Annotated in this window: 16 protein-coding genes and 2 tRNA genes; 15 read left to right on the top strand and 3 right to left on the bottom strand. The window is 46.1% G+C overall.

Translation table 11 applies throughout. From position 1 onward, the window contains the following. The first annotated feature begins 37 nt into the window (after positions 1-37). From ABXT59_RS09225 to ABXT59_RS09165, 13 genes are all read left to right on the top strand, one after another. Entirely contained in the window at positions 38-1,030 is a 993-nt protein-coding gene (locus ABXT59_RS09225; protein WP_443635786.1) for a sugar-binding transcriptional regulator, read from the top strand. After that, positions 1,031-2,080, top strand: a complete 1,050-nt coding sequence (gene deoC, locus ABXT59_RS09220) for a deoxyribose-phosphate aldolase (RefSeq protein WP_443635784.1) — start codon at positions 1,031-1,033, stop codon at positions 2,078-2,080. It abuts the gene before it with no gap. Positions 2,081-2,119: 39 nt separating this feature from the next. Continuing rightward, positions 2,120-4,495: an aldehyde dehydrogenase family protein gene (locus ABXT59_RS09215; protein ID WP_443635783.1), complete on the top strand. Its 2,376-nt coding sequence runs from the start codon at positions 2,120-2,122 to the stop codon at positions 4,493-4,495. Between the two features lie 52 nt (positions 4,496-4,547). After that, positions 4,548-5,549 (top strand): BMP family lipoprotein, encoded by a 1,002-nt coding sequence (locus tag ABXT59_RS09210; protein WP_443635781.1) that lies wholly within the window; start codon positions 4,548-4,550, stop codon positions 5,547-5,549. A gap of 89 nt (positions 5,550-5,638) precedes the next feature. Continuing rightward, positions 5,639-7,237, top strand: a complete 1,599-nt coding sequence (locus tag ABXT59_RS09205) for an ABC transporter ATP-binding protein (protein WP_443635780.1) — start codon at positions 5,639-5,641, stop codon at positions 7,235-7,237. Further along, complete coding sequence (locus ABXT59_RS09200) at positions 7,234-8,355, top strand: ABC transporter permease (protein ID WP_443635778.1); 1,122 nt, start codon at positions 7,234-7,236, stop codon at positions 8,353-8,355. The genes ABXT59_RS09205 and ABXT59_RS09200 overlap by 4 nt, the downstream gene beginning before the upstream one ends. Next, the gene (locus ABXT59_RS09195) at positions 8,352-9,326 is read left to right on the top strand and encodes an ABC transporter permease (RefSeq protein WP_443635777.1); all 975 of its coding nucleotides are present in this window, start codon (positions 8,352-8,354) and stop codon (positions 9,324-9,326) included. Before ABXT59_RS09200 ends, ABXT59_RS09195 begins: the two co-directional genes overlap by 4 nt. Positions 9,327-9,328: 2 nt before the next feature. Further along, the gene (cdd, locus tag ABXT59_RS09190; RefSeq protein WP_443635775.1) at positions 9,329-9,736 is read left to right on the top strand and encodes a cytidine deaminase; all 408 of its coding nucleotides are present in this window, start codon (positions 9,329-9,331) and stop codon (positions 9,734-9,736) included. Further along, entirely contained in the window at positions 9,733-10,548 is an 816-nt protein-coding gene (locus tag ABXT59_RS09185) for a purine-nucleoside phosphorylase (RefSeq protein ID WP_443635773.1), read from the top strand. Before cdd ends, ABXT59_RS09185 begins: the two co-directional genes overlap by 4 nt. Further along, positions 10,545-11,879, top strand: coding sequence for a thymidine phosphorylase (deoA, locus tag ABXT59_RS09180; protein WP_443635771.1), 1,335 nt, complete (start codon positions 10,545-10,547; stop codon positions 11,877-11,879). Before ABXT59_RS09185 ends, deoA begins: the two co-directional genes overlap by 4 nt. Positions 11,880-11,929: 50 nt before the next feature. Beyond that, entirely contained in the window at positions 11,930-13,159 is a 1,230-nt protein-coding gene (locus ABXT59_RS09175) for a phosphopentomutase (RefSeq protein ID WP_443635769.1), read from the top strand. 24 nt (positions 13,160-13,183) lie between these two features. Further along, positions 13,184-14,182: an adenosine deaminase gene (gene add, locus ABXT59_RS09170; RefSeq protein ID WP_443635767.1), complete on the top strand. Its 999-nt coding sequence runs from the start codon at positions 13,184-13,186 to the stop codon at positions 14,180-14,182. A gap of 37 nt (positions 14,183-14,219) precedes the next feature. After that, the gene (locus ABXT59_RS09165) at positions 14,220-14,657 is read left to right on the top strand and encodes a VOC family protein (RefSeq protein ID WP_443635765.1); all 438 of its coding nucleotides are present in this window, start codon (positions 14,220-14,222) and stop codon (positions 14,655-14,657) included. 94 nt (positions 14,658-14,751) lie between these two features. Here ABXT59_RS09165 and ABXT59_RS09160 read toward each other — a convergent pair. Beyond that, positions 14,752-14,827 (bottom strand) — tRNA-Asn (locus ABXT59_RS09160). Between the two features lie 23 nt (positions 14,828-14,850). Next, positions 14,851-14,926: transfer RNA gene (locus ABXT59_RS09155), tRNA-Asn, on the bottom strand. 275 nt (positions 14,927-15,201) lie between these two features. Between ABXT59_RS09155 and ABXT59_RS09150 the strand changes: the two genes are divergently transcribed. After that, entirely contained in the window at positions 15,202-15,519 is a 318-nt protein-coding gene (locus ABXT59_RS09150; RefSeq protein WP_443635763.1) for a BolA family protein, read from the top strand. 142 nt (positions 15,520-15,661) lie between these two features. Here ABXT59_RS09150 and ABXT59_RS09145 read toward each other — a convergent pair whose 3' ends face one another. Next, positions 15,662-17,209, bottom strand: a complete 1,548-nt coding sequence (locus ABXT59_RS09145) for a trimethylamine methyltransferase family protein (protein ID WP_443635762.1) — start codon at positions 17,207-17,209, stop codon at positions 15,662-15,664. Between the two features lie 289 nt (positions 17,210-17,498). Here ABXT59_RS09145 and bmt point away from each other — a divergent pair, with 289 nt between their 5' ends. Continuing rightward, positions 17,499-18,545: a betaine--homocysteine S-methyltransferase gene (gene bmt, locus ABXT59_RS09140; protein ID WP_443635760.1), complete on the top strand. Its 1,047-nt coding sequence runs from the start codon at positions 17,499-17,501 to the stop codon at positions 18,543-18,545. The last annotated feature ends 19 nt before the right edge of the window (positions 18,546-18,564 follow it).

Genomic DNA, 18,564 nt, shown 5'->3' with positions numbered 1-18,564 from the left:
TAGTAAAAATATTACACTTAATGTAATATTTTTCATTATGAGTGCTAGATATCCAAAACAACAAAGCGATGCAGAGCAGCTAGACCTTGCTACTCGGGCCGCTTGGCTGTCTTTTATAGGTGGTTATACGCAGGGTGAAGTAGCGAAGCGGCTCAATGTCTCTCCTGTGAAGGCCCACCGACTTATTCAACTTGCTCAACAGCAAGGTATGGTCAAAATATTTATCGAGGGTGAGCCCGCCCATTGTGTTGCCTTGGAAGAACAATTAGCCAAGCAATTTAGCCTACGTTCGTGCTTGATTACCCCTTCAAATCATCTCAATGAAAACGATAATGAAGCCAGCTTCAATGAGGTAGGTGCCGGCGCTGCGCGCTTGTTCTACAATATTCTTAACCAGTTACCACCTTCTTCTTGTGTCGGTATTGGTAAAGGTCGTTCCCTCTCAGCCCTGGCTGAGAAATTGCCCAAAATTAACCGAGCGGACTTAACTTTTGCTTCCGTCTCTGGCAGTTTTACTCGTAAATTCTCAGCTAACAGACTCGATGTAGTGCAACAGTTTGTAGAACGCACCGGGGGTGAGGGTTACTTTATGCCTGTGCCTTATTTAGCCCGTGACGACGCTGAGCATGAGATGTTGATGGCTCAAGCCAGTGTGCAATTTAGCTTAAATTTAGCTCGAAATGCGAACTTGTATGCGGTTGGTATTGGTGGACTAAAAACCAATCATTATCTTCATAGCGTCGGTTTAGTGACAGACAATGATTTGGAAGAACTGCGTTCAGCTGGAGCAGTGTGTGATTTGATCGGTAGTTTCTACGATATTTTTGGCAAACTTGTGGCCCACCCATTGAATGGCCATGGATTGGGTATTAATGCGGCAGAAATGGCAGGTAAACGGGTGGTCGCGGTAGCGGGTGGCCTGGGCAAAGAATTGGCGTTACTAGGTGCCCTGCGGTCTGGCCTAGTCACTGACTTAGTCATGGGTGAGGCCACTGCCAACAAACTAGTGTCCTTAATGGAGTTTAAATAAATGGCAACACAAGTACCTATTAGCCTCGTTCAACCCAAACCACAGTCCATGGGCACTAGCAATACTGATGCTGTAACAAAACCTCCATTGGGCCATGGTGAGTTAGTGCGCAACCCCGGTATACCCCTAGATTTGCAACAGCTTGATAAAATTCGGGTGAATAAAAGTGCGGTTGAAAGACGCTGTGCGGGCTACGGTGCTCGTCGCAGTATTAAAAAGCAACAGCAGGCGGCTTGGCTGCTCAAAGCCATCAGTTTAATCGACCTAACAACCTTGTCAGGTGATGACACAAAGGATCGTGTTAAACGTTTATGTAGCAAAGCGAAAACACCAGTGAGTCGGGATCTGCAACAGCGTTTAGGTATTGAATCCATTCACCTATCAACAGCAGCAGTGTGCGTGTACCACGAAATGCTGGAAGCAGCTTGCACCAGTCTTGCTGATACGGACATTCATCTAGCAGCCGTTTCTACTGGCTTTCCAGCTGGATTATCACCCTTGCCACTGCGCATTGCTGAAATTGAATATTCTGTGGCTGCTGGAGCAGATGAAATTGACATTGTAATCAGCAGAAGGCATGTTTTAGAAGGCAATTGGCAAGCCCTTTATGATGAAATCAAAGCCTTCCGCAAAGCGTGTGGTTCAGCTCATTTAAAAACCATTTTAGCCACCGGTGAGCTGGGTCATTTGGCTAACATTGCTAAAGCCTCAATGGTTTGTATGATGGCTGGGGCTGATTTTATTAAAACCTCTACGGGCAAAGAAACTGAAAATGCCACCTTGCCGGTGAGTTTGGTGATGGTGCGAATGATTAGAGAATATTTCCAACGTACTGGCATGTATATCGGATTTAAACCTGCTGGCGGTGTGAGTGACAGTAAAACTGCATTGCTCTACATGACGATGATGCAAGAAGAGCTGGGTCGTCGTTGGTTGGAGCCAGATCTGTTTCGTTTTGGTGCGTCCAGTTTGCTGGGCGATATAGAGCGTCAGTTAGATCATTATGATAGTGGTTATTATTCAGCGGCTTACAGACACGCAATGGCGTAAATCAAGTATAGAATTATGACCATAACTACTGAGACAAAGATGACATTATTAAACGAATTTGAACAACTTAATTATAGCCAAGCCTTAGAAAGTGATGCGCAAGCGCAGGCGTGGTTGCAGCAAAATCAGTGTCGCTTTGGTCATTACATTGATGGTGCTTTTACCAGCGAAGTAGATGCATCTCTAGTTGAAGTATTGAATCCGGCCACTTCAGAAGTGTTGGCACATATTGAAGTGGCTAGCAAAGAACAAATAGATTTAGCCATCGCTAGTGCTCGGGTGGCGCAGCCAGCTTGGTGGGCGTTGGGTGGCCTTGGTCGCGCAAAAATACTTTATGCCTTGGCGCGCAATTTACAAAAGTATGCACGCTTAGCTGCTGTTTTAGAAACCTTGGACAATGGTAAGCCTATTCGAGAAAGCCGAGATGCAGATATTCCTTTAGCCATTCGGCATTTTTATCATCATGCTGGCTGGGCTAAACTACAAGACCGTGAATTTCCAGACCACGGGCCAGTGGGTGTTGCTGCGCAAATTATTCCTTGGAATTTCCCTTTATTGATGTTGTCTTGGAAGGTCGCCCCTGCGATTGCGATGGGCAATACCATAGTCATAAAACCAGCAGAACAAACCCCCTTAACGGCCATGTTGTTTGGCCAAATCTGCCACGAGTCAGGCGTGCCTAATGGGGTGGTGAATATTATTAATGGTGCTGGAGATACAGGGGCCATGCTTGCAGCCCATGAGGGTGTTAATAAGGTCGCCTTTACTGGTTCGACAATCGTTGGCAGAGCCATTCGTCTTGCGACCGCTGGTCAAGGTAAAAAACTCACCCTAGAATTGGGTGGTAAGTCAGCATTTATCGTGTTTGAAGATGCTGATCTGGATGCCGTTGTAGAGGGTCTAGTAGACTCAATTTGGTTTAATCAGGGCGAAGTATGTTGTGCTGGATCACGCTTACTGGTGCAGGCACCCATAGCCCAGCAATTGCACGCCAAACTAAAACATCGTATGCAACAATTACGCACAGGCTCACCCTTAGATAAGTCTATAGATGTGGGCAGTTTAGTGAGTCAGCAACAATTTAACCGAGTTGATCAGCTCGTGAGCCAAGGTTTGCAAGCCGGTGGTGAACTGTTCCAAGCTCATGATCAAGACGCATCAGCAAATTATTACCCACCCACATTAATCACTGAGGTTGATTCTAGTCATCCTCTGGTGCAAGAAGAAATATTTGGCCCAGTATTGGTGTCAATGACCTTTCGCACTCAGGCTGAAGCCGTCTCTTTAGCCAACAATAGCCGCTATGGCCTATCTGCCAGTGTGTGGAGTGAAAATATTAACCGTGCCATGGATGTGGCCCCTAAAATTCAAGCCGGTGTGGTGTGGATAAATAATCACAATCAATTTGATGCAGCTTGTGGTTTTGGTGGTGTTAAAGAATCTGGCTTTGGACGTGAGGGTGGTAAAGAAGGTTTATACGAATACCTAACGCCCACAGGTTTAACAGCAATGGCTGCGCCAAAGGTTAAGCAACAAACTTCAACCATGCCTGAACTAGCAAATAGTAATGCGATTGATCAAACTCTAAAGTTTTATGTGGCAGGCAAACAAGTGCGCCCAGACTCTGGTCACAGCCAAGCATGCCACAATCATGATGGCAGCGTTGCTGCGCTGGTGGGCGTAGGCGGTCGCAAGGACGTGCGCAACGCTGTCTCGGCTGCATTAAAAGCTTCAGGCTGGACTCAACAAACGGCCCACGGCCGCGCACAGGTCATTTACTTTTTGGCAGAAAATCTGAGTCAACGCGAAACTGAGTGGCTGGCACGGTTACAAACGGTCTGCGGTTATAGTCAAGCCCAGGCCCAAACAGAGTTTGATGCCGCTATTGCCTGTCTCTTTACTTATGCTGCATGGGCTGATAAATATGATGGGGCTGTGCACAATGCGCCCTATCGTGGGGTGACCTTGGCTTTGCCTGAGGCAGTGGGAGTGATAGGATTAATTGCTCCGAATATGCAACCACTTATATCTACCCTCGCTATTATAGCGCCAGCCATTGCTATGGGTAACCGCGTGGTCTTGGTTGCCAGTGAAAGTTATCCAAGCATTGCATTAGAACTTGTGCAAGTTTTGGAGACCTCTGACATTCCCGCAGGAGTGGTCAATATAATAGCGGGGCCAAAGGCTGATTTAGCCAACCATATAGCGGGGCATGGTGAAGTAGAGGCCATGTGGAGTTGGGCTAATAACAGTATTAATAAGCATGCAGAACAGGTGAGTGCAGCAGATTTAAAACGCACGTGGACGCATGCCGAAATGGATCGAGATTGGCTGGATCCTATACAGGGTGAAGGTTTGGAGTTCTTACACCAGGCCACACAAGTGAAAAATATTTGGACGCCATATGGCGACTAATTTAAAAGAAGAAAACGGCTCAAGCCGATTTATGTAAAACTAGGAGAACCTAATGAAGTTAAATAAAATCACTATAGCCATTGCCGCAGGTGCGGTAGCATTAAGTGCCACTATTGCACAAGCAGATGTTAAACCAGCCGTTGTTTATGACAAAGCCGGAAAGTTCGACAAGTCATTTAACGAAGCTGTGTGGAACGGCGTTAAACGGTTTACCGCGGACACGGGTATTAGTGTCCGTGAAGTAGAGCCAACCAACGAAGCCCAAGTAGAGCAGGGCCTTAAGAAGCTTGCAAAGCGTGGCAACAGCCCTATCGTTGCCGTTGGTTTCTCTTCAGCTAACGCTTTAAGTGCGGCAGCTCAAGCTTACCCAGACACTAAATTCACCTTGATTGATATGGTGGTGCCTGAAGCTAACGTTCAGAACGTAGTGTTTAAAGAGCACGAAGGTTCTTTCCTAGTAGGTGCGTTGGCGGCTCTTAAATCTGAAACTGGCACCATCGGTTTTGTGGGTGGTATGGACATTCCACTCATTAGCCGATTTGGCTGTGGATATGAGCAGGGTGCTAAGCATATCAATGCAAACATTACAGTACTTCAAAAAATGACGGGCTCTACCCCAGCTGCATGGGGCAACCCATCCAAGGGAGGCGAAATAACTCGCAGCCAAATAGAAGCGGGTGCTGATGTAATCTTTGCTGCCGCTGGTGGTACTGGCATGGGTGTTTACCAAGCTGCTGCTGATGCTGGCAAGCTTGCCATCGGTGTAGACTCTAACCAAAACCACCTGCAACCTGGCACCATGCTAACCTCTATGGTTAAGCGTGTTGGTGTCGCTGCATATAAAAGCTATGCAGATGCAAAAGATGGTACTTGGAGTGCCGGTGTAACTGCTATGGGTCTTGCTGAAGGTGGCGTTGACTGGGCTCTTGACGAGCACAACCGTAGTTTGGTCACTGCAGATATGGAAACCAAGGTTAATGCTATTAAGGCATCTATCATCGCTGGCGATATCGCTGTACATGACTATATGTCAGATAATACCTGTAACTACTAATTAATAGTTTGTTGCAAGCGGTTGGGAATACATACGTTATTCCCAACCGCGTTTCTGGTCCTTCGACAGATAATCAAAGACTCACGACTATGACTGATACTTTTGCTATTGAATTAAAAGACATTGATAAGCGCTTTGGTGCGGTGCACGCAAATAACAAAGTATGTTTACAAGTCAAACAGGGCAATATCCACGGTATTGTTGGCGAAAACGGTGCAGGTAAATCTACCCTAATGAGTATTCTGTACGGTTTTTATCAAGCCGATGCAGGGCAAATTGATGTCTTAGAAAAGACGTATACTTTTACAGATTCCCATCAGGCCATTGCTGCAGGCATTGGCATGGTACATCAGCATTTTATGCTGGTAGAAAATTTTACAGTGTTAGAAAATGTGATTTTAGGCAGCGAAGGTGGAGCAATGTTGGCTGATGGCCTTGAAGCAGCTCGCAAAGAACTCACACGCTTGGGCGATGAATATGGCTTAAAGGTAAAGTTAGATGCGACTATCGACACTCTATCCGTAGGTTTACAGCAGCGTGTAGAAATACTTAAAGCACTTTATAAAGGCGCCAAAATACTGATTTTGGATGAGCCAACCGGTGTTTTAACACCACAAGAAACAGAAGAACTGTTCCGCATTTTTGGTGCCCTTAAAAAGCAAGGTGTGACCATTGTGCTGATCACTCACAAATTACGTGAAATTATGGCCATCACAGACCAAGTTTCGGTTATGCGTGCAGGCCAGATGGTAGCCCACAGAGACACCAAAGAAACCAGTAGAGAAGAATTGGCTGAGCTCATGGTAGGCCGCAAGGTGTTGTTGCAGGTCCATAAAAATCCAGCCAATGTAAGAGCACCACTAATGAAGGTGAAGCACCTTACGATAGCTGACAAACAAGGTGTTGAGCGTTTGAAGGATGTCAGTTTTGAACTGCGTGCGGGTGAAGTGTTGGGTGTGGCAGGGGTGTCTGGCAACGGTCAGACTGAGTTGCTGGAAGCACTATCAGGCATCTTGCCCATGACCAGTGGCACGATTGAAGTGTTAGGTTGTGAAATGGATGCCAAGCACCCTTTAGCGCCAGATAGATTGAGACAACTGGGTTTGGCTCATGTGCCTGAAGATCGCCAACGTATGGGTTTAATTTCTGATTTTAGCGCCAGTGAATCGGCACTCTTAGGCTATCATACAGACCCTAAAATCAACTCAGGTATTTGGCTTAGCGACCGCAAGGTTGAAGCCAATTGCCAAGACCTTATGCAGGCTTTTGATGTTCGTCCTGCTGACCCCCAATTGAAATCTGCTAATTTTTCTGGTGGTAATCAGCAAAAGTTAATTTTGGCGCGGGAAATGGAACGTAACCCCGATGTCTTACTCATTGGTCAACCCACTCGCGGTGTCGACATTGGTGCGATTGAGTTTATTCACCAACGCATTATTGATATGCGTGATGCAGGCAAAGCGGTGTTGTTAGTGTCTGTCGAGTTAGACGAGATCATGTCGGTCAGTGATCGAATTATTGTCTTGTGTGACGGTGAAATAAGTGGTCGTTTAGATGCTTGTGATGCCGATGAGCGCACCCTGGGTATGATGATGGCTAATGCCCTAGATCCATTAGATCCTTTAAAAACCATGGACGACCTTCAAGCATCTGTGAAGCAGAATGCGCACCAGGAAACTCAAGTATGAAACGTGATAATCGCATTGCTTGGATAAACCGGCTGCTATTGCCCCTACTTAATATACTGACTGCTTTTGCCGTCACTGCAGTGCTCTTTTGGCTCATAGATGTCAACCCTATGGAAGCGGCCGAAGTGCTTTTGTATGGGGCCTTTGGATACGAGGAAGGTATCGGTTATACCATTTATTATGCAACTAACTTTATCTTCACTGGTTTAGCCGTAGCAGTGGCTTTTCATGCAGGGCTATTCAACATTGGTGGTGAAGGCCAAGCCTATGTGGGTGGTTTAGGCGCTGGCTTAGCAATTCTTATGCTAGATCCTACTCTTGGGGCATGGGTGTTTATCCCAGCAAGTATTATCGGTGCCTTGATCTTTGGTGGGCTCTGGGCCCTTATTCCAGCCTATTTACAGGCCTATCGGGGTAGTCATATTGTTATCACCACCATTATGTTTAATTTTTTAGCAGCCTCATTTATGGTTTATCTAATGGTGCATGTGCTGCGTGACACTGGGCAAATGACACCTCAAAGTGAACTTTTTCCTACCAACTCTTGGATGCCGTTTGTGCATGATGTAGCGGCAGGTTTAGGCTACAGTATTGAGGCGTCACCACTTAACTTATCCATTCTTTTGGCCTTAGTTTGTGCTGTATTGGTTTGGTTTTTTTTATGGCAAACCCGTTGGGGTTTTGCTATTCGTGCCACCGGTAAGAATGGCTCTGCAGCTTTATATGCAGGCATAAACCCTAAACATATTATTATTGTGGTGATGTGTCTTTCTGGCGCTTTAGCCGGTTTAGTGAGTATTAATGAACTCGTTGGGTATCAACACCGTTTGATCATGGACTTTCACTTAGGGTATGGCTTTGGCGGCATAGCCGTGGCATTAATGGGGCGTAATCACCCTTTAGGAATTATTTTGGCCGCTTTGTTATTTGGCACTTTATATCAAGGCGGTGCCGAACTTGCCTTTGAAATGAGTAATATTTCTCGTGACATTGTAGTGGTAATGCAAGGATTGGTAATTTTATTCTGTGGGGCTTTGGATTATATGTACCGGCCTTGGTTAATACGTTACTTAGCGCCAGTTCCAAAGCAGGAAGAGTTATCAGGGGTGGCAGTATGAGTGATTTATTTTTAACTATCTTGTTGACCTTTGACGCTACCCTACGTGTGTCGACACCACTTGTTTTGGCCGCTATGGCAGGTTTGTTTGCGGAGCGTTCTGGGGTGGTAGATATTGGACTTGAAGGAAAGATGCTGGCCTCTGCCTTTGCAGCGGCCAGCGTTGCTTCAGTGGTAGGTTCTCCATGGGCCGGATTGGGTGCTGCTATTATTGCCTCATGTAGTTTAGCAATGCTGCATGGTTTTGCCTCGATTACTCACCGCGGGGACCAAATTGTGAGTGGGGTTGCCATCAACATACTGGTAGCTGGACTGACAATCATTTTAGGTTTGGCATGGTTCCAACAAGCTGGATTAACGCCAGCTTTAGATAATGATTCTCGCTTTCTTTCTATTACTTTACCATTTGCTGAGCAGCTGGCCTTTATTCCTGTTCTGGGCCCGATCTACAAAGAATTAATCAGCGGTCATACTATTTTGGTTTATTTGGCCTTTGCTTTGGTGCCGATGGTTTGGTGGGTGGTATATCGCACTCGCTTTGGTTTGCGCCTGCGAGCCGTAGGTGAAAACCCAACAGCTGTCGATACGGCGGGTTTATCAGTGGTTAAATTACGCTACAAAGCGCTTATTATTGGTGGTGTTTTGTGTGGTATTGCAGGCGCTTATCTGAGTACCGCTCACAATGCTCAGTTCACCAGAGATATGACTGCAGGCCAAGGCTATATTGCTTTAGCGGCCCTTATTTTTGGAAAGTGGCGTCCACTTACGGTGATGTTGGCGTGTTTACTGTTTGGTTTCTTAGATGCCTTAGCTGTGCGCCTTCAGGGTGTAGTGATTTCTGGTATTGGAGAGATTCCAGTGCAATTTATTGAGGCCACTCCATACTTACTCACAGTAATTCTGTTGGCTGGTTTTATTGGCCGTGCTATACCCCCGAAAGCCGCCGGTAAGGCCTACGTTAAGGAACGATGACTATGTCTAAATCAACTATTGAAACTGATTGTCTAGATGCTGTAAAGCGAGCTATGGATAAGGCCTACTCCCCTTACTCAGATTATCCTGTCGGTGCTTTAATAGTGACCGAAGATGGTCAAACTTTTGCTGGCTGTAATGTTGAAAATGCCAGTTACCCTGAGGGTAATTGTGCAGAAACAGCTGCTATTGCTGCTATGGTTATGGCAGGCCATAAACGCATTCAAGAAATATATATTATAAGCCAAGATGATCAAGGTGCTACGCCTTGTGGTGGTTGCCGGCAGCGTATTCGGGAATTTGCTGACAACAATACTCCTGTCATTTTGTGCTCTCCAGCAGGTGTACAGCGACGTTTGACCCTCGCAGAATTATTACCCCACGCATTTGGTCCGGAATGGTTATTATGAGTCAGGTAAATGCCTGTTTAGTCGTGATTAATCAAGCAGCAAAAGGTTTTATGCCTCAAGTAGGTATGGTGCTGGGTTCTGGCTTAGGTTCGTTTGCTGATCAAATTGATGCTATCGCCAGTATTAGTTTTGATGATTTACCGGGTTTTCCTCAAGCAGGAGTGGGTGGCCACGCAGGACGTTTAGTCTTGGGCCAGATAGGGACTGCAAGGGTTGCAGTATTGCAAGGCCGAGCACACTATTATGAACAGGGCCAAGCTGATGTCATGGCTGTTGCCATTCAAACTCTCAAAGCCATTGGTTGTGAAGCCCTCATTCTCACTAACGCTGCAGGTAGTTTGGTCACTGAAGCAGGGCCTGGTAGCGTGATGCTCATCACAGATCATATGAATATGACCGGTGTATCACCCTTGTTTGGTGCCCAAGGTAATCAGAGGTTTGTGGATATGACTCAGGCATACCACCCTAGCATGAATGAGGCTATGCGCAGCGCAGCCAAAGCAAGTAATGTGACCTTACACGAAGGCGTTTATGCTTGGATGTGTGGCCCTCATTTTGAAACACCCGCAGAAATTCGGGCCCTTAAGGTGCTGGGTGCCCAAGCTGTAGGTATGTCTACCGTGCCAGAAGTTATTTTAGCCCGTCATCAAGGCTTACCTTTGTGTGCCTTATCAATTATTACCAATTATGCGGCTGGCATGAGCCCAACTCCATTGAGCCATGAGCAAACCATGGCGTATGCCAAATTGGCTACTAATGGCGTTGAGGGTTTGCTGAAGGCTTTTTTAGAAACCTATAAGGCACCTTTATGACCATGACTTATTTGCCACAGGAGTTAATCCGAAAAAAGCGTGATGGACTGGTACTTAGCGATGCTGAGATTACTTTTATGGTGCAGGGCATCACCAGTGGGCAATTAAGTGATGCTCAGTTAGGCGCTTTTGCAATGGCCGTATTTCAGCGGGGCATGACCATGCCAGAACGCATTACCTTGACGCAACAAATGATGTGCTCGGGTAAAGTGTTAAATTGGCAAAACATGGATCTCAATGGACCCGTTGTTGATAAACATTCCACGGGTGGAGTAGGCGACAAAGTGAGTTTGATGTTGGGGCCCATTGTTGCTGCGTGTGGTGCCTATGTACCTATGATTTCTGGCCGTGGTTTAGGCCACACTGGGGGTACACTGGATAAATTTGACAGTATTCCCGGATACGATGCTCATCCCGATGAACAGTCGTTTAAGTCTTTAGTAAAACAAGTAGGTTGCGCCATTATTGGACAGACTGCTGAACTAGCGCCCGCTGACCAGCGCCTTTATGCGACCCGAGATGTCACTGCGACCGTAGAGTCCATTGACTTAATTACGGCGTCCATTTTGTCTAAAAAGCTGGCTGCGAGCTTAGATGCGTTAGTTATGGACGTGAAAACAGGCAATGGTGCTTTTGCAGCAGAAATGAGTATGGCCCAAGTATTAAGTCAGAGTATCTCACAAGTGGCTACTGGAGCAGGCGTGCCGACAAGATGCTTAATTACTGATATGAATCAGGTGTTAGGCCGCTCTGTGGGTAATGCCGTAGAGATGGCGGAATGTATCGAGTTTTTACTTAATCCAGCCCAAGCAGATGAGCGTCTAGTGGATCTTACGCTTGAATTAGCAGCGCATATGCTCGATCTTAGTGGCGTAGCTGACAACTTAAATGATGCCAAAGATAAAGCCTTAGCAGCACTAAATCAAGGTAGGGCAGCACAGGTGTTTGCGCGTATGGTGGCAGGCCTTGGCGGCCCCACAGATTTACTGGAAAAGCCCCAGCATTACCTACCCCAAGCCCCTATTGTGAAACCTATTTTGGCGTCTCGTTCGGGTTATGTATGTGCCATGGATGTGCGCGCTATAGGCTTGTCATTAGTGACCCTCAAAGCAGGGCGCAGCAAAGCAGATGATGCCATTGATTACGCTGTTGGACTCAGTGGTATGGCACAAATTGGGGATTACATTGAGCAGGGTCAACCTCTGGCGGTAGCCCATGTACGCAACGATAACCAACTCGCTTTAATTAACCAAGAGCTTGTTAATTTAATCCAACTGGCACCTGATGCCTCCAGGTTAGAACCACTTGTGAAAGAGATCTATCAAGCCTAGCCATTAATTGAGTGCTTGCTGGTGTGGTGCTAAACGATAGAGATAAAACTATGAACAGAGCCATTATTATAATTTTAGATTCATTAGGCCTTGGTGCTAGTGCAGATGCGCATAAGTATGGTGACCAAAATGCAGATACTTTTGGTCATATTGTCGAGGCGTGTGAGGCTGGTTTAGCCAATAATACACAACGCCACGGGCCCCTTAAAATTCCCAATCTTTTACGCTGGGGTCTGGGCGCAGCTGCAGTGGGCAGTCGCAAGCATAAACTACCCCTAGCAACACACCTGAATGTGCAGGGTGCTTATGGGCACGCGGTGGAAGTCAGCAGCGGTAAAGACACCCCTAGTGGTCATTGGGAAATATGTGGTCTGCCCGTGCCCTTTAATTGGGGGACCTTTCCTCAACAAGAGGATTGTTTTCCAACTCAACTGATGCAAGATTTGTTGGTCCAAGGCCAAATCCAAGGCACTCTGGCGAATAAACATGGCTCTGGCACCGACATCTTGGCTGAATATGGTGAACAACATTTGCGCACCGGCTTTCCTATTTGTTATACCTCGGCCGACTCAGTGTTTCAAATAGCTGCCCATGAAGAAACTTTTGGCCTAGAGCGGCTTTATGATTTGTGCGAAGTGGCCAAAAAATTGGTTGACCCACTCAATGTTGCTCGGGTTATTGCCCGACCTTTTAAGGGCACATGCAACGCTGATTTTGAACGCACAGCTAACCGAAGAGATTTAACCACACCCCCTATGGGCCGGACTTTACTCGATCACATTCAAGACCAAAACGGCTGTGTAGTTTCGGTGGGTAAGGTGGGTGATATCTTTGCGCATAAAGGTGTTAATTATACCGTCAAAGCAGATGATAATATGGGTCTAGTAGATCAGCTATTAGACCAAATGAAGCAGGTAAAAGAGGGTTTATTGTTTGTTAATCTAGTGGATTTTGATAGTAAGTATGGCCATCGCAGGGATGTTGCTGGTTATGCCAATGCCCTTGAAGAATTTGATGCTAGATTACCTCAAATAGAAGCACAATTAGAGCCACAAGATTTAGTGTTGCTCAGTGCAGATCATGGCTGTGACCCAACCTGGCCGGGTTCAGATCATACTCGTGAACATGTGCCTGTGGTTTTTTATGGGCACCACTGCGGCCTACCCGTGCAAGCTTTTGACCTCGGCGAAAGAACCACTTTTGCTGATATGGGGCAAACGGTGGCATCCCATTTAGGTCTTGTATCCCTCAATTATGGCATTGGTTGCCAACTCAATTAGTGGTTACAGTTAAATGAGTATTTCATGTCTGAATTATTAGCGACCCAAATTCAAAAACTACCCAAAGTAGAATTGCATAGCCACCTTGAGGGTTGTATTCAGCCTGATCTAGTTCGGGCCATTGCAGCGCGCAATAACATTAGCTTAAAAGAGGGTTTGTTTACCTCAGATAATGAGTTTGCGTGGAATAATTTTGCTGAATTCTTACAAGCTTACGACGCAGCTAGTTTTTGCCTGCGTAAGCCGCAAGACTACCGTGACATTATGTATACCTATTTACAACAATGTGCGGCAGAGGGCACCATTTACGCTGAAACCTTCATTTCTCCTGATCATGCTGCTGCGGTGGGCATGAGCTATGACGATATGTTGTCTGGCTGTGTTGAGGGTATCAACGATGCTGAGTGTGACTTTGGTATTGTAGGTCGCCTAATTGTGTCTTGTATCCGCCATCTTGGCCCCGATCAAGCCCTTAAAGTGGCACAGCATTTAGTTGAACATCTACACCCTTATATTGTTGGTTTTGGCATGGGGGGCAACGAATCGATGTTCACTCAAGCTGACTTTGCTCCAGCTTTTAATATAGCCTCTGCGGCTGGATTGGCTTGTACTACCCATGCAGGAGAAATATTAGGCCCAGAAAGTGTATGGGATGCGATTAATAACCTGCCGGTGACCCGCATAGGGCATGGTGTACGAAGTATTGAAGACCCTGACCTAATGACAGAACTAGCCAAACGGGGCATTGCTTTAGAAGTATGCCCGGGCAGTAATATTGCTTTGTCGGTATACCCAGACCTTGCTAGTCATCCTCTCAACAGTATTTTAAAAGCCGGTATTAGTATCAGTCTTAATGCGGATGATGCCCCATTTTTTGCCACTACGGTCGGTAGCGAATATCAATCGGGTGCTAAGGACTTTGGTTTAGATTTAGAGCAATTGAGAGACATTTCTCGCATGGCTATGCAAGCATCATTTGCTGACGCAGACACCAAAATTCGTTTACTCGCCGTTATCGGCTAATTGCAGCAGAAAGCTAATATGCTTTGGGAAAAACATTATGTCGACTAACTCATTACGCCCATTCCACCTTGCTATTCCTATAAGAGATATTGCCGAATCAAGGGCTTTTTATGGCCAGTTACTGGGTTTAAGTGAAGGCCGCTCTACTGCAGAATGGATTGATTGGAACCTTTATGGGCACCAGCTAGTGACGCACCTTAATCCCACCCTAGGTGCAAACGGTAAAGTGCCAGTGCATATTAACGGTGTTGATGGTCAAGGCGTCCCTGTGCCCCATTTTGGAGTGGTATTGACTCACCAAGACTGGCAAGAGTTAGCGCAGAGGTTAACGGGTAAGGTAGACTTTATTATTGAACCTTATACACGCTTTAAAGGTGAAGCAGGCGAGCAATCGACCTTATTTTTTAGCGACCCTAGCGGTAATGCATTGGAATTCAAGGCTTTTTCTGATCTAGGTCAGTTGTTCGCTAAATAATAGCTACTGGCTGGATAGTCTAAGACCAGTTAAATAACTGAGATGGCATAAATCCAAGGCACAAAAAAGCCACAACAAGGAGGCTTAATCGGAATGGCTCCTCGAGCTGGACTCGAACCAGCGACCAATAGATTAACAGTCTACTGCTCTACCAACTGAGCTATCGAGGAATCATAAGTGGTCACATTGAGGTTGGCTCCTCGAGCTGGACTCGAACCAGCGACCAATAGATTAACAGTCTACTGCTCTACCAACTGAGCTATCGAGGAATTGCTCAATGTGAGGCGCGAATATTAATGATCTATTGGGCTTGAGTCAAGTCTAAAAAACCATTTTATTTGAATAGCTTAAACCTTTTTATATAGAGGTAGCGATTGGCAACAAGTTTTACCATTAGCATGTGGTTTCTGCACTACTGATACCCTAACTTAGCAAATATACCGATCGTCAAATTTGTTATGGAGATATTTTGCTATTATTTTCGCCACTGATAAAATGGCTTCCGTGATATGATCAAGACCAGTTTCAACTCAAAGGAATAAGTGTGGATACTACAGCCAATAAATTACTTGAATTGGTGTTAACACCGTTAAATATTAGCCATCATCAGTTAGATAACGATAGCCATAAACATAGTGGGTCAGCCACCGATAGCCACTATAATTTAGTCTTAGTTTCTGATGATTTTGCGGCGTTAGGACCAGTAAAACGACACCAAAAAGTCTACGCGCTAGTAGGAGAGTTAATGCAAAACCCTATTCATGCACTCGCCTTACACTGCTATACGCCTGAACAATGGCAAGCCAAACAAGAAAAGATGCCGGCAACGGCCCCTTGCATGGGTGGTAGTAAAACAGCTTAGTCATGATTACCCTTGCGGTTGAGTTTAGGGCAGCATCGTTGTAAGCGTGCTGTGAGTGGCATAGTGCAAGGATGTTGAGGGGTGCAAATGATAGCCCCGAGTCTAGATTGATCACGGGGCTATATTATCGAGGGATATTGCGTTAAAAGTCGCCTGTACCTGCAAGTTCTTCCTTACGCTTAGCCATAAAGTCATTTAGGCCATCGTCAATGCCTTGATCCAACGGTGGGGCCTCATAATCATTCAGCATTTTCTTCCAAAGGGCATTGGCGCGCACTTGAATGTCTTTACTGCCGTCTTCTTCCCATTGTTCAAAGCTATTGTTGTCAGTAAGGTTAGACATGTAAAACGCATCTTTAAAGTTAGCTTGAGTGTGAGCACAACCCAAAAAGTGATTGCCCGGACCAACTTCACGGATGGCATCCAATGCCTGACCGTTTTCGCTCAGATCGATACCCTTGCAGAAGGTATGAGCCATGCCCAGTTGATCTAAGTCCATCACAAACTTTTCATAACCCATAGACAATCCAGCCTCAAGCCAACCAGCTGAGTGTAATGCAAAGTTAACACCAGCCAAAATTGTTGGCATTAAGGTGTTGGCGCTTTCAGATGCTGCTTGAGCATCTGCAATTTTAGAACCAGGCAGTGAACCACCACTGCGAAATGGCACGCCTAAACGACGGGCAAGTTGCGCCGCCCCATACAAGACCAAAGCAGGTTCTGGGGTACCAAAGGTAGGCGCGCCAGACTGCATAGAGATCGAACTTGCAAAGGTGCCAAAGATACAGGGCGTGCCAGGGCGGTATAGCTGAATAAAAGTAATGCCAGCCAATACTTCGGCAAGTATTTGCGCCAAGGTGCCCGCAATAGTGACCGGTGACATTGCCCCTGCGAGGATAAACGGCGTCACCACACACGCCTGGTTATTTTCAGCGTATACTTTTGCTGCGCCAAGCATCGTGTCATCAAAGGTCATGGGTGAGTTAGCGTTAATCAAGCTAGTGGTGACCGTGTTATTTTTAACAAACTCCTCACCAAAAACAATTTTCGCCATATCCACTGTGTCTTGAGCGCGAGAAGGTGCGGTAACTGAGCCCATGAAGGCTTTGTCACTATATTTAATGTGGCTATAGATCATGTCTAAGTGGCGAGTAGTTACTGGCACATCTACTGGCTCACATATGGTGCCACCAGAGTGGTGCATGTAAGGCGACATGTACGCCAGCTTAACGAAGTTCTGGAAATCTTCAATAGTGGCATAACGACGGCCATTGTCTAAGTCACGCACAAATGGAGAGCCATAGCCTGGAGCGAAAACAGTATTTTTGCCTCCTACTTCTAGGTTACGTTCACTATTACGTGCATGCTGAGTGTAGGTGGCTGGAGCAGAAGCTTGAATAATTTGGCGGCACATTCCTCGTGGGAAACGCACACGTTCGCCATCCACACTTGCGCCAGCAGCTTTTAGTATTGCTAATGCTTCTGGTTCATCACGAAAATCAATACCCACTTCTTCTAAAATGGTATCAGCATTGCGTTCTATGAGTTCTAGACCTGCTTCATCTAATACTTCAAATGGATTCATTTGACGCGTGATATAGGCAGGTACTTTTATAGTTTCGCTAGCCCGCAATGCTTGGCGTGCACTACGACCACCACCGCTTTTGCGGCGTCCTGGGGCTTCACTCATGGAAATACTCCTCAATAAAATGGGGGCAGGTTTATATGGGCCAAATTTTGCAGTTCTTGGGATTTTTATGCTGGCTAAGTGGCGACTGCTTGTTATGTTTAAGCGTCATTATTTTTGAGTTTGACGCTGGCATGAGTAGACCCGTGGCAGAATCTATTAACATGAATAGTATTCATAATGGTTTGAAAAAAACTCAACTTGAATAGGGTCTTTCACGGTCATAGATTCTATCTAACCAGCCTCTAGGTAGGTAGCATAGGCATAACGTCAGACATTTTGAAAATTAAATATGAATTCTAATCTACTTCAAGATTTGTTAGCAGAGCGGGGGGTTTTACTTGCAGATGGTGCTACGGGCACAAATCTATTTGCCATGGGGCTAGAAACAGGCGATGCGCCTGAACTATGGAATGTAGATCACCCAGACCGCATTGCTGCAAATTATCAAAGTTTTGTGGATGCAGGTTCAGATATTATTTTAACCAATACCTTTGGTGGCACCCATTATCGACTGCAATTACACCATGCCGCAGATCGGGTACGTGAGTTAAATCTAGCAGGAGTTAAAATAGGCCGTGAAGTGGCTGCTAAAGCTAGCCGTCCCATCATTATAGCTGGCTCCATCGGCCCCACAGGTGAAATACCAGAGCCTATGGGTAGCCTAAGCCATAGCGATGCAGTCGCTGCATTTTCAGAGCAGGCCTTTGCCTTAAAAGAAGGTGGGGCAGACGTCTTATGGATAGAAACGATGTCTTCAACGCAAGAGTCTGAGGCCGCAATTGAAGGTGCGAATCAAACCGGATTACCCGTTATTTGTACTTACAGTTTTGATACCAATGGCCGTTCCATGATGGGGGTCACACCCGCTGATATGGTGCAATCTTGTGGTCATGAAAATCACACTGCGTATGCCTGTGGCTCTAATTGCGGTGTTGGGGCCTCTGAATTAGTGATGGCCATTTGTAATATGCGCAGTGCACCAGGTGGAGACAAGGCTATTTTAGTGGCCAAGGCTAATTGTGGTATCCCAGAATATGTCAACGGTGCAATCCATTACAATGGCACACCAGAAATTATGGCCAGTTATGCCACTATGGCGATGGATGCTGGAGCGGACATTATTGGTGGTTGTTGTGGTACCTCACCAGAACATGTGCGGGCTATGCGCAATGCTCTAGATAACCATATTAAAGGCGAGTCCCCCACGGTGGAACAAATAGAATCGGTACTTGGAGAGGTTTCTAAAGGCGGTAAAGCCCAGTTTGCGGGAGATCTAAGTGTGGCAGGTGGAGCAGCAGAAGGCGCTGTCATTAAACGCCGTTCCCGCCGCCGTTAGTTGATCGTCTTGTCTCAAG

Origin of the sequence: Candidatus Njordibacter sp. Uisw_058, from assembly GCF_047730065.1 — a bacterium.
Taxonomy (GTDB): domain Bacteria; phylum Pseudomonadota; class Gammaproteobacteria; order Pseudomonadales; family Balneatricaceae; genus Njordibacter.
This window is presented reverse-complemented; position numbering and strand designations above follow the sequence as displayed.